Annotated in this window: 12 protein-coding genes; 1 reads left to right on the plus strand and 11 read right to left on the minus strand. The window is 33.7% G+C overall.

The features are described 5' to 3' along the window. Positions 1–111: 111 nt before the first annotated feature. The 8 genes from thiW to AL499_RS02395 all read right to left on the minus strand — a co-directional run bounded on the left by thiW (position 112) and on the right by AL499_RS02395 (position 7781). Entirely contained in the window at positions 112–600 is a 489-nt protein-coding gene (gene thiW / locus AL499_RS02360) for an energy coupling factor transporter S component ThiW (protein ID WP_002459248.1), read from the minus strand. 18 nt (positions 601–618) lie between these two features. Then, complete coding sequence (locus AL499_RS02365) at positions 619–987, minus strand: YlbF/YmcA family competence regulator (RefSeq protein WP_002459249.1); 369 nt, start codon at positions 985–987, stop codon at positions 619–621. Then, complete coding sequence (miaB, locus tag AL499_RS02370; RefSeq protein WP_002459250.1) at positions 988–2532, minus strand: tRNA (N6-isopentenyl adenosine(37)-C2)-methylthiotransferase MiaB; 1545 nt, start codon at positions 2530–2532, stop codon at positions 988–990. It abuts the gene before it with no gap. A 186-nt stretch (positions 2533–2718) separates the two neighbouring features. Further along, positions 2719–3012, minus strand: a complete 294-nt coding sequence (locus tag AL499_RS02375) for a thiamine-binding protein (protein ID WP_002492111.1) — start codon at positions 3010–3012, stop codon at positions 2719–2721. A 57-nt stretch (positions 3013–3069) separates the two neighbouring features. Next, entirely contained in the window at positions 3070–3690 is a 621-nt protein-coding gene (locus AL499_RS02380) for a poly-gamma-glutamate hydrolase family protein (RefSeq protein ID WP_037540357.1), read from the minus strand. A gap of 541 nt (positions 3691–4231) precedes the next feature. Further along, a complete protein-coding gene (locus tag AL499_RS02385) occupies positions 4232–5098 on the minus strand; it encodes a 2-oxoacid:ferredoxin oxidoreductase subunit beta (protein ID WP_002459254.1) in 867 nt (288 codons plus the stop codon). Further along, entirely contained in the window at positions 5099–6859 is a 1761-nt protein-coding gene (locus AL499_RS02390) for a 2-oxoacid:acceptor oxidoreductase subunit alpha (RefSeq protein WP_002459255.1), read from the minus strand. 133 nt (positions 6860–6992) lie between these two features. After that, entirely contained in the window at positions 6993–7781 is a 789-nt protein-coding gene (locus AL499_RS02395) for a TIGR00282 family metallophosphoesterase (protein ID WP_002459256.1), read from the minus strand. Between the two features lie 155 nt (positions 7782–7936). On the opposite strand from AL499_RS02395, the gene AL499_RS02400 reads away from it, so the two are divergent. Then, positions 7937–8155 carry a hypothetical protein gene (locus AL499_RS02400; protein ID WP_002459257.1) on the plus strand — a complete coding sequence of 73 codons (219 nt, stop codon included), beginning with the start codon at positions 7937–7939 and terminating at the stop codon, positions 8153–8155. A gap of 356 nt (positions 8156–8511) precedes the next feature. Here AL499_RS02400 and rny read toward each other — a convergent pair whose 3' ends face one another. The 3 genes from rny to AL499_RS02415 form a co-directional block, all read right to left on the minus strand. Next, the gene (rny, locus tag AL499_RS02405; protein WP_002478266.1) at positions 8512–10071 is read right to left on the minus strand and encodes a ribonuclease Y; all 1560 of its coding nucleotides are present in this window, start codon (positions 10069–10071) and stop codon (positions 8512–8514) included. Between the two features lie 268 nt (positions 10072–10339). Then, entirely contained in the window at positions 10340–11386 is a 1047-nt protein-coding gene (gene recA, locus AL499_RS02410; RefSeq protein WP_002478267.1) for a recombinase RecA, read from the minus strand. A 173-nt stretch (positions 11387–11559) separates the two neighbouring features. Then, the gene (locus AL499_RS02415; RefSeq protein ID WP_002492107.1) at positions 11560–12702 is read right to left on the minus strand and encodes a CinA family nicotinamide mononucleotide deamidase-related protein; all 1143 of its coding nucleotides are present in this window, start codon (positions 12700–12702) and stop codon (positions 11560–11562) included. Positions 12703–12761: the final 59 nt, after the last annotated feature.

The raw sequence follows: 12761 nt of genomic DNA on the forward strand, positions 1-12761 counted from the left end.
ATATTTTAACATAACTATAAACAAGTCGCCTATTGATATTATCTTTTAAAGTTTAACATAAAAAAACATTGACTTTTGCAGCTATAAACGCATAAGTCAATGTTTTAGGCTCTACTTAAAACGATCAAGTAAACCTCGCTTTTTTAAAATAATCAATAATATATAGCTTATTACTGCACCAATCACACTAGAAACAATAAAAGCTAACATTAATGGTTTAACAACAAAATTGTGAAATCCTAATATCCAAGCCATTGGTATACACATCAAACTACCAATAATACCCGTACCAATAACTTCTCCAATAGCAGCTATAAAGATATGTTTTTTATACATATAAAATAAACTTGCTAAAAACACACCAATCATGCTACCTGGAAATGCAAAGAAGCTACCTGTATTAAATGTGATTCTGATAATTGATGAGATAAGTGCTTGTGCTAAGCCATACCATGGTCCAACAAATACTGCACATAAAACATTGATAAAATGCTGTACTGGTGCTGCTTTGATTGGTCCTACCGGTATAACAATGATACTGCTTAAGACAACGTTAATGGCAATAAGTATGGCAGTCACAGTTAACTTCTTTGTGTTCATAAGATTACAATCCTTTCACTATTGATTACTATGTTCATCAGTATGATGTTCATTTAATCTATTTTCCATTGTGCTAATCATCAATTGTAGAAATTCATTAGCTTCAAATTGCGCGCTTTTAAATTCATCTACAATAGGCAAATGATTAATTTCTGCTTCAAGATGATTAATTTCATCTTCTGATTGTTCAAACGCATGTTGTTTACCATAATTCTGAAAGTTGACCGATTGCTTTTGTTGCTTTTTAAGCTGATTCATCTTTGTTGCAATCGTCTTATTTTGATGAATTTGTTGTTCGACACGCTGATAGGTTTGGATAATATCCAATTTTTCAATATTCTTTGTTATCCCATCGGCATACGTTAAAATATCTTTTTTTGAATACATTTAAGGCGTCACCAACGTTTGTTGAGTGAATCTAACAAAGGTACCATTTAATGAATATTGTTTAGCTTCATCAATTTTCACTTCTACTAATTGACCAATCGCTTCTTTAGGACCTTTAAAATTCACTAATTTATTTTTACCAGTATATCCAGCTAGTACTGTGTCATCTTTTTTACTTGTGCCTTCACATAATACAGTCACAGTTGTGTTTTCATAATGGCTCATAGCTTGTTGTGAATACTGTCCAACCTTTTGATTTAAACGTTGTAATCGTTGTTTTTTCACTTCTAGCGGTACATTATCTTTCATTTTAGCAGCTGGTGTACCATCGCGCTGCGAGTATAAATACGTATAAGCATGTTCGAAAGCCACTTCATCGTATAGTGTTAACGTTTCTTCAAATTGATCTTCTGTTTCGTTAGGGTAGCCAACAATAATATCAGTTGTTAAAGCAATATTCGGAATAGCCGCTTTAATCTTTGATACTAATTCTAAATAACTTTCACGCGTATATTTACGCCCCATAATTTTTAACACTGCATTATTTCCTGATTGAACCGGAAGATGAATATGTGGCACAATATTACCACCTTGCGCAATCACTTGTATCATTCTGTCAGTAAAATCCCATGGATGACTTGTTGTAAATCTAACTCTAGGAATATCAATTTTAGAAATAGCTTCAAGTAAGTCGCCAAGCTCATAATCTATATCTTCAATATCTTTCCCATAAGAGTTAACATTTTGACCTAATAACGTGATTTCTTGATAACCTTCACGTGCAAGTTCTTTGACTTCCGCAATAATATCTTCTGGTCTACGACTACGTTCTTTTCCTCTTGTGAAAGGAACAATACAATACGTACAAAACTTATCACAACCATACATGATATTCACCCATGCTTTAATATTGCCTTCTCTCACTTTCGGCAAGTTTTCAATGATGTCCCCCTCTTTGGACCACACATCAACAACCATTGCTTTAGACATATATGCCTCTTCAAGAATTTCTGGCAATTTATGGATATTATGTGTGCCAAAAATCATATCGACATTTTGATATGACTTTAAAATTTTATTGACTACTGATTCTTCTTGCGACATACAACCACAAACACCAATTAGGCAATCAGGTCTATTTTTCTTTAGGTGTTTTAAATTTCCAATCTCACTAAACACCTTATTCTCGGCATTTTCACGGATAGCACAAGTGTTTATAAGTATGACATCTGCTTCTTGAATATCAGAGGTGGATTGATAACCTAGTGCTTCTAAAATACCGGCCATTACTTCTGTATCGTGCGCATTCATCTGACAACCATATGTTTTAATTAAAAATGTACGTCCTTGACCGATATTGCGATATTTATCCTCTATCTGAAAATCTCGATTATATTGTACTTGTTGTTTCCCACGTTTTTTAGCTTCTTTTAAACTAGGCGGCTGATAAACCGTCTCAAAGTACTTGCTATAATCTTTTTCTTCTTTTTTATTACGTTCACTTAAAATATCTATCGTACCAGCTTTTCTTTGCTCTTCATTCACTTAAAAAATCCTTTCCATATGCCCTTTTTATCATTATTCCATTATATTAAATTTAGCTATAAAGTGCAAAATGCCTTCATTCTGAATTTTAAAGACATCTTTATTATAAAAAAATTAGGGCAAGAAAAAGGTCAATACATTGTCCTTTAAGCTTACCCCATCACTATTTATTATTTAAATCGTAGCTTATCCATCATATTTTCCTGTTAAAGTTTCAATCGAAATACCTTCGGGTACATGATAAAACTTAACTTGGCTAATAATACTTGAACATTCTAATTCAACCATTCTCTCGTTCAATTTTTGAATGAGAATTAAACAAGCACTCATTTCACCTTGTACTGTTGTTTCAAGCGGACCTACTCGATAATGCAGTCCAGATTGTTCTATCAATTTAATAGCTTCGTCAACATATGGGATTACATCATCATTTTGTGGTGTCTTTGGTATAATTTGAATACTCATTAATGTATCTTGCATCATTATCACCTCGAAAAAATTGTTCTTTATGTTCATCATATCATTTTTATCTTATATTTAGTCAACTTGAGATGTTGATTCTACAATTGCTTGTGCTATCTGATACATTAAGTTACTCCAATTATCTTTATTAGTTCGATTGTGATAGCCGTATTTTCCATTTTTAAATAATTGTTTTCTGAGTGCCGATGTTAATTCTAGTTGTACACCCGCACCAAGTTGATTACAATTAACAATATTATTTGATTGTTTGCCTGACATGTTGCTTGGGGCATGCGCCACTTTTATACCTATTTGTTTCAGACTATTGCTTATTTTTTTACTCAGCAGTTCATCTTTACCTCCAATATAGACTATTGGACTTTCACCTTTACATCCATGTATAGCAATTGTTCTTTCACTCCGTTTTACAAGGTCTATCGCTATTTTATTATCATAATGAATTGAAGTCACATGCAGTTCTTGATTCCCCTTGCTTCTCATTCCATTAAAAACAAAGTAATTATAGTTACCTTCTTTGGCTATCAGTTTTGTTAACTCTGTAGTTGCTGGCTCAATTCCGCCACCATGTGGGGCAATAATAACCACTTGACTGTGATTATCTTCCGTTTCAATCTTCCAATCTTGATGTTCAGCTGTTTGTTGTTCCAATGTCTCCATCGTTTTAAATTTATCCATCATACATCACTCCTTTATACAACTTATATTTCATATTACCTATTTTAGAAGTTATAAAAGTGATTTACAGAAAATAAATAAAATTTCAATTTATTAAAAATAAACAGCAGAGACATAATCCAAAATAATAGAACCTCAAACATGATTATTATGTTCGAGGCTCTTAACTATATATTTAGTAGACTAAATTGAAAATGCACTGATACCCAGCTTTTTCTATCCTAGTCAACCTTGACTGGGTGTAAATAAGAACTCAAAATGAATGCTGTCCCGCTTCCTTATTTATATTTAATACTCTATGTTGTATGGCTTCGCGTCTTTAGGATTCTATATCAGTCACACTGGCTTGCTTTGTTAGAAAAACTGTTCTAGCCAGTTACGCTGTGCTTGGATCCCAACAAAGGGAAATACAACAATCATTTCTACAATTAACATATGTTGCAATCAATATGCGTTAACAAAAATTGGGAAAATAATATTACCTTATTGTTCAGGATTACTTATACCCTAGACACTTAATGGCCTAGCCTTTTATAAACTACTATACAAATTGCTCTGTTAAAGTGTTAAATACTTCTTCCGGTAACTGCAAATCTCTTTTAGCCAATGGCGTATCTTCTAACTCTACGATTTGCGACTCATAAGACGGAGTTGAAGTATCTTGATACACTATTCCTTTTACTAAAGATTCATGTTCAATGACTGTTTTCATAGCTAATTGCTTATCCGATGTATCATAATCAGTGATATCTTCTATATTTGTCAAATGTTCTTTAAACCAATCATATGTGTTCACTTTATTATATGTTACGCAAGGTGAGAAAACATTTACAAATGAAAATCCATCATGATTAATTGCATCTTCAATCATTTTTGTTAAAGCTTTAATATCGCTGGAAAATCCTTGAGCGACGAAGGTTGCACCTGAAGATAGCGCTAACTCTAATGGCGCAACATTTTTTTCTATATTGCCTTTAGGTGTTGATTTCGTAACAAAACCAACAGCTGAAGAAGGTGAAGTTTGTCCTTTTGTTAAGCCATAAATTTGATTGTCCATAACGATATAAGTCAAATTCATATTTCTTCTTAATGCGTGAATCGTATGCCCCATACCTATCGCATAGCCATCTCCATCCCCACCTGATGCAATAACAGTTAAATCTTTATTTGCCATTTTTACACCTTGAGCTAAAGGTAATGCTCTACCATGAATAGCATGAACACCATAAGAATTTACATAACCCGATAAACGTCCGGAACAGCCTATACCTGTAATTATGGCTACTTCTTCTGGCTCTAATCCTACATTGGCAGCAGCTTTTTGAATGGCTGCTTGTACTGAGAAATCACCACAACCTGGGCACCAATTTGGTTTGACGCTATTTCTAAAATCTTTAAATGTAGCCAATTAGACCAACTCCTTTAATTCTTTTACAATTTTAAGTCCTTGTTCCTCAATTTCATGTGGTAAAAATGGCGTACCATCATATTTTGTCTGCTGTACTAATTTATCTTGAATCTGCGTATTCATTTTAATAATACTTGCGAGTTGTCCTTGATAATTATGTTCTGCAACAATTACCTTTTTAGCTTTATTGATGGCGTCTTGGATGATTTCTTTAGGAAATGGATGTAATTGGCGAATCTGCATTGTATTAACTTTTATTCCTGCATCTTTTAATCGTGATGTACCTTCTTGAATGGCACCTTTACTTGAGATAAAACCAATGTATAATATATCTGCTTCATCATACGTTTCGTTTGACTCTACAGGATTTTCAATTCGTAGCTGTTCTGTTTTTCTCATTCTTTTATCCATTTGTTCGCATCGATTCATCGCAGCTTCACTTGGTTTACCCTGTTGATTATGCTCTACGCCAGTTACATGATGAATACCACCTTTTACACCAGGTATTGGTCTTGGGGATATACCACTATCTGTTATCGCATAGCGTTTAAAGTATTCCTTATCTCCCTCTTCTCTCTCAATATCAGTTTGGATAATCTCACCACGATTGATTTCAATTTTATTATAGTCTAATGCTTTCACTGTCTGTTTACCTAGAGACAACTGCAAATCACTTAAGACAATAACTGGACATTGATAAATTTCGGCTAAATTAAAAGCTTCAATAGTTAAATAAAATGCATCTTCTGCATCAGTTGGCGCAAGAACAATCTTTGGTATATCACCATGAGTTCCGTATATCATTTGCATAAGATCAGATTGTTCTTGTTTAGTTGGCAAGCCTGTTGAAGGTCCCCCACGCTGCGTATTTACAATAACTAATGGTGTTTCTGTCATACCAGAAAGACCGATTGCTTCCATCATTAAAGATAATCCGGGCCCAGAACTTGCAGTAAATGCTCTTACACCAGCATAATTTGCACCAATAGCCATTGTGGCAGCTGCGATTTCATCTTCAGTCTGTACAACAGCCCCTCCTGCTTTTGGCAAATTAGCAATCATATATTCCATAATTTCAGATGCAGGTGTAATCGGATATGCTGCCATAAATCTTGAGCCTGCTGAAATTGCACCCAGCCCTATAGCATCATTCCCAATCATATATAAATGCGGCGCACTATCCGTTGCTACTAATTCAAAATCTCCTTGAATTTGATCTAATTGCTCTTGCATCAATTGGTATCCTTGATACAATGCAGTTATATTCATATCGACAACTTTGTCGCCTTTTTTCATAAACATATTTCGAATTAAATCTTCGAAAGTTTGTGTATTTAAGTTCATTAAAGCACATGTTGCTCCGACAGCTACCATATTTTTCATTAATGCAGTACCTAACTCTTTTGCAGTTGCAGTTAATGGTAAATCAATGAGTTGTGCTTTACAGTTTTCAGGCTTTTCTGGTTTTGCTTTAGTATCAGCAATAATAATACTATCTGATCTCATTTCGTGATGATTTAATTCGATAGTTTCTTGGTCAAATGCAACAAGGATATCTAAATCATCACTAATAGCATGAACAGGTGTTAATGATACTCTTATTTTATTATTTGTATGACCGCCTTTTATTCGACTCGAAAAGTGTCTATACCCATATAAATAGTATCCTTTTCTGTTCATTGCAGTTGCAAAGATTTCACCTGTAGATTCTATACCTTCACCTTGTTGTCCGCCCACTTTCCACGATAATTGTGGTTTCATATCATAAGCCTCCTGTGGAATTAATTCATCTTAAATAATAACAAAAAGAACCACCGTATTACTATGTCAACAGTGGTAATTTCATAAACTCATACTTATGGACGATAGTCTTCATATCGTTCTTAGGAACTTGTTAAAATGGATGATCTTGATTAATTAGTATCCTTTCAATATGTGATGTTTTTCCTTCTCTATCAAGATCAATCAGCACACCTGACAACACACTGCGTCCATCATCAGGGACAACATGACGTTGCGGTAAACTTGTAATAAATCGCTCAATAACTTCTGTCTTGTTGATACCTAGAATACCATCATAAAAACCAGTCATACCAACGTCTGTAATATATCCCGTGCCTTGGGGTAAAATACGTTCATCTGCTGTTTGTATATGTGTATGTGTACCAACAACAGCACTCACCCGTCCATCTAAATACCAGCCCATTGCATTTTTTTCAGATGTTGTTTCCGCATGAAAATCAACGAATATATATGGTGTTTGTTGTTTAGCCTCATTTATAAGTTCATCTGCTTTTTTAAAAGGATCATCAATAACTGGCATAAAAGAACGTCCTTGTAGATTAATTATAGCTAATTTAATATCATTAATTTGGATAAATCTCATACCCACGCCAGGTGCTTCACTAGGAAAGTTTGCTGGTCGCACCATTCTTTTCGCTTCATCGATAAAATCATATATTTCCCGTTGACCATAGGTATGATTTCCCATTGTAATAAAATCAACGCCGTCTCTTAGCAATTGCTTATATATTTTTTCGGTTAGACCTTTACCGTGTGCAGCATTTTCCGCATTGACAATCGTTATTGTTGGCCTATGTGATTGCTTTATTTTAGGTAGGTATTCTGCTATTGCTTTTCTACCAATTTTCCCTACGATATCTCCTATAAAAAGTATTCTCATGAATTGTTCATCCTTTCATAAATAATTTTAAGTCAAAATCAAAAAGAATTAAAGCAGATTAACTATTTTTATTTTGTTTTAAAGTGCATTTCTTTTTCAGTAAAGAAACCTATGTTAAGATGAATTTATAAAATAATAGGAGTTGTATATATTACATGTCAATTAACATTGATCCAGAAAGATTTGCAGAATTGGTTTTAACAGCAAACCCAGCAAAATCTGAAGATGCTGAAGATATCGCAAAAGAATGTTTAGAGTTATATATTAATGCTTATCGCTTAGCAGAAAGATATTCTAACGTTGCAACAAACTGCTATGACACTGCTGAAGTCATTTCAGAGATGAACAAAGCGGATTTACAATTGAAGCATTAACATACCACACCTATTAACGACAACAATTTGCATATTAATGAATAAACATATAAACATTTAAATTATTAATACAGGTTGCCACCAAAAGTTGAATGAAAATTCTAACTTTTGGTGGCACTTCATATTTCAAATAAATATATTTTTATGATGCCTTACTTTAAGTTCTTAATAAGATGATCAATTATGCATAAGCATTAACCTAGCTTATTATTTAATGTTGAACTAATCATTTTTATTTGAAACAATAATGAAGTAAGTTGTGCCTTATAATTAAAAATAACACCTAAAAAAACAAACCTAATATTTTACAACATTAGGTTTGTCGACATTTAAGAAACAGGCACGAAAGGCCTGTTTTATTTAGCATATTCAACTGCTCTGGTCTCACGAACAACTGTCACTTTAATATGACCAGGATATTGAAGTTCTTCTTCGATTTGGTTTTTAATATCTCGTGCAAGGCGATATGATTTTAAATCATCAATTTCATCCGGAGAAACGATTACTCTTATTTCTCGTCCGGCTTGTATAGCAAATGCTTTTTCAACGCCATCGTAACCTTCAGATAATGTTTCTAAGCGTTCTAATCTGCGGATATAATTCTCTAAAGTCTCTTTACGTGCACCTGGTCGTGCAGCGGATAAAGCATCTGCTGCCGCGACTAAAATTGATATGATAGAAGTGGGTTCCACGTCACCATGATGAGAATGAATAGCATTTATTACCGTATCATTTTCGCCGTATTTTTTAGCGAGTTCTACACCAATTTCAACGTGACTACCTTCAACTTCATGGTCTATTGCTTTACCAACATCATGGAGCAAGCCAGCTCTTTTGGCTAAACTTACATCCTCACCTAATTCAGCAGCAAGCATACCTGATAAATGCGCAACTTCAATCGAATGTTTCAACACATTTTGACCGTAGCTTGTTCGATAATTTAAGCGACCTAAAATTTTCACTAATTCAGGATGCATATTATGAATATTCATTTCAAAGGTAGCTTGTTCTCCCGCATCTCGAATGATTTCGTCAACTTCTTTTCTTGCTTTGTCAACCATATCTTCAATTCTACCAGGATGGATTCTACCGTCTGATACTAAATTGACTAATGCTGTTCTTGCAATTTCACGTCTAATTGGATCAAAACCAGATAAAATAACTGCTTCTGGTGTATCATCAATTATCAAATCGATACCTGTTAATGTTTCTAATGTTCGAATATTTCTACCTTCTCTACCAATAATACGACCTTTCATTTCGTCGTTTGGTAAATTAACAACTGATACTGTTGATTCTGTTGTATGATCTGCTGCTAATCTTTGGACAGTTGTAGCTAATAATTCTTTGGCAGTTTTATCGACTTTTTCTTTAGCTTCTGCTTCTTTTTCTTTAACAAGTACTGCAATATCTTGTGACAGTTCTTCTTCAACTCTCTGAAGTTGTTCTCTAACAGCTTCTTCTTGAGTAAGACCGGAGATGCGTTCTAATTCTTGTTCATGCTTCATTATTAATGATTGAACACTACTCTCTTTTGCATCTACTTGTTGTTGTCTTTCTTCAAGTTTAGATTCTTTTTGTTCTAAAATCTCATCTTTTTTGTCTAATAGATCAGATTTTCGATCTAAATTTTCCTCTTTTTGAAGAAGTCGGGCTTCTTGTTTTTGAAGCTCACCACGTCTTTCACGTAATTCTGATTCAGTTTGTTCTCTTAAGATTTGGTTTTCTTCTTTTGCTTCAAGTAACTTTTCTTTTTTGATATTTTCAGCTTCTTTGTTTCCTTGCCTAATAATATCATCAGCGGTTTGTCTTGCTTGTAATTGTTTTTGATGCAACAAATTTCGGGCTACGAAATACCCTACAACAACTCCTAGAATAATCCCAAGCAAAATGAGTAGGAGGGCTAATAAATTCACACAAACACCTCCTTTTTCTAGGGCTATGTTCTGTATATCAAAATCGATATGATTTTATGAAATTTATAATAATCATACAAACTAATTGTACTTTTTTAGTTGTGTGAATGTCAAGGTAAGAAGCCTATTAATCATTGTAATTCTATTAAAAATAGTGTATAAAAATACCTTGATGGCCATAAAACCAACAAGGTATTTTAAAAGTTATATATTTAATTATTTTGTAGTTAATTAACTATGCGTTAAATCATATCACTCAAACTTGATATCATTCTTCATCAAATAGAGATTCTGGTGCTTTAGCTTCTTTTTCTTCAACATCACCATCAAAAATACCTAATTTTTCTCTTAGTTTACGATCAATATCATCTCTTACTTCTGGATTTTCTTTTAGATAAGTTTTGACATTTTCTTTACCTTGGCCCATTCTATCTCCATTGTATGAGTACCAAGCACCTGATTTATCAACAATATCATGTTCAACACCTAAATCAATGAGTTCTCCCTCTTTAGAGATTCCTTGACCATACATAATATCTACTTCTGCAACTTTAAATGGCGGCGCAACTTTATTTTTAACAACTTTGATTTTCGTTCTATTACCAACGATGTCTTGACCTTGCTTTAATTGTTCTGCACGACGAACTTCTAAACGTACTGAACTATAAAATTTAAGTGCACGGCCACCAGGTGTTGTTTCAGGATTACCAAACATTACGCCAACCTTTTCACGAATTTGATTGATGAAAATGGCTGTCGTATTTGATTTAGAAATTGCACCTGAAAGCTTACGTAATGCTTGAGACATCAAGCGGGCTTGTAAACCTACATGCGTATCTCCCATTTCTCCTTCAATTTCAGCTTTAGGTGTTAAAGCTGCAACTGAGTCCACAACTACAATATCAACAGCTCCACTACGTACAAAGGCTTCAGCGATTTCTAAACCTTGTTCACCATGATCTGGTTGAGAAAGATATAAGTTATCAATATCTACACCTAAAGCAGCTGCATATTCAGGATCTAGCGCATGCTCAGCATCAATAAAAGCTGCAATACCACCATTTTTTTGAACTTCGGCAATTGCATGTAATGCAACGGTCGTTTTACCTGAACTTTCAGGACCATATATTTCTATAATTCTTCCTTTAGGATATCCACCAACTCCTAAAGCATTATCTAATGTCACTGATCCAGTAGATACACTAGATACGCGACGGCCTTTATTATCCCCTAATTTCATTACGGCACCTTTACCGAATGATTTTTCCATATTTTTAATTACAGTATCTAGCGCTTTTTGACGATCATTATCCAAAACGAGACCTCCTAATAGGATTATTTTCCTGTTTATTGTCTTATCATTACTATACAATCATTTCATATAAAATACAAGAGATTTACGAATATTTGTTCGCTATATTTACGGTAAACTTATATTAATTTCATGTTAAAACTAAAAATATACGAACATAAGTTCAAAAAATGATACTATCTTAACCAATTAAGTAATGTTATCAAAGCATAATTTTGACTTCTGCGTCTTAGAATATTTCGTGTTTGTGGCATTTTAAACATTTTAGCTTTAAATGCTTGATCTGTTAATAAACCTATATAGACTTTCTCATCTTCATTCAATAATGCAATTCCCATTTTACTATGGTATGTCTCTTTTATATATAATGCTGCCTGTTGCAGCTTGTCATGAATATTTGATGTGTTGCTCAAAAATATTTCTGAATCTGGCAACATTCCTACTAACTTTTGTTTTTCATCTACATCTTTTAAGCGATGATATAATGCACCATTGGTCACACCATCATAAATTGCGTATGAATCAGTTAACTTTTGACTCACGGCTTCTTCTATAAGAATATCATCAGAACCGTAATAATATTCACCAATTCTAGCTAATATCTCATCTTTCACAGGTGCTATTAAATCGTGACAATCTTCTTTAGTATCCGCATTAGCTGTTAAGCGTATATATACCTCATCAGTACCCGCTAATGGTGCAATAGTCGGATTTTCTTGTGCATCAATTAAATCCATTAACAATGTTTCAACTTTTGATTCCCCTATACCAGCAAAACGGAGTTGTTCTGAAAAAATGATATGTTCGCCATCTAATAAATACGGTAATAACTTATTTTTAGCCATTGGACGCATTTCACGCGGTGGTCCTGGAAGTAGGACTATTTTTTTATTACCTTCTGTTATTAACATGCCAGGTGCCATACCATAATCATTTGCTAATACAGTTGAACCTTCTATCACTAAAGCTTGTTGCTTATTATTGGGGGTCATTATTTGCCCTTGAGCATTAAAATAGTCTTGAATAAAGTTAAGTGCCACATCATCTATAACCAGTTGTCGTCCTAAAATATCTGCAACAACCTGTTTGGTTAAATCGTCTTTTGTTGGTCCTAACCCGCCAGTTAATACGATAGTATCAAATCGTGTAAATCCTTGTGATATAGCATGCGCCAATCGTTCTGGATTATCACCAACAACTGTATGTTCTACTACACTTTTTCCAATACTATTAAATAATTTTGATAAATATTGACCATTGGTGTTTGCTATTTGACCTAATAGCAGTTCTGAACCAACCGCTATAATTGATATATTCATAAATTAAAAGCTCCTATTCAATAAAAAATTATCACTTTATGTGTCAAAAACTTGTGCCA

This window comes from Staphylococcus lugdunensis (assembly GCF_001558775.1).
Classification (GTDB): Bacteria; Bacillota; Bacilli; order Staphylococcales; family Staphylococcaceae; genus Staphylococcus; species Staphylococcus lugdunensis.

What these genes read in the sequence shown, in the direction of transcription:
- thiW (WP_002459248.1), bottom strand. Translation starts at nt 600, where the DNA reads ATGAACACAAAGAAGTTAACTGTGACTGCCATACTTATTGCCATTAAC.
- AL499_RS02365 (WP_002459249.1), bottom strand. Translation starts at nt 987, where the DNA reads ATGTATTCAAAAAAAGATATTTTAACGTATGCCGATGGGATAACAAAG.
- AL499_RS02375 (WP_002492111.1), bottom strand. Translation starts at nt 3,012, where the DNA reads ATGCAAGATACATTAATGAGTATTCAAATTATACCAAAGACACCACAA.
- AL499_RS02380 (WP_037540357.1), bottom strand. Translation starts at nt 3,690, where the DNA reads ATGGATAAATTTAAAACGATGGAGACATTGGAACAACAAACAGCTGAA.
- AL499_RS02390 (WP_002459255.1), bottom strand. Translation starts at nt 6,859, where the DNA reads ATGAAACCACAATTATCGTGGAAAGTGGGCGGACAACAAGGTGAAGGT.
- AL499_RS02395 (WP_002459256.1), bottom strand. Translation starts at nt 7,781, where the DNA reads ATGAGAATACTTTTTATAGGAGATATCGTAGGGAAAATTGGTAGAAAA.
- AL499_RS02400 (WP_002459257.1), top strand. Translation starts at nt 7,937, where the DNA reads ATGTCAATTAACATTGATCCAGAAAGATTTGCAGAATTGGTTTTAACA.
- AL499_RS02415 (WP_002492107.1), bottom strand. Translation starts at nt 12,702, where the DNA reads ATGAATATATCAATTATAGCGGTTGGTTCAGAACTGCTATTAGGTCAA.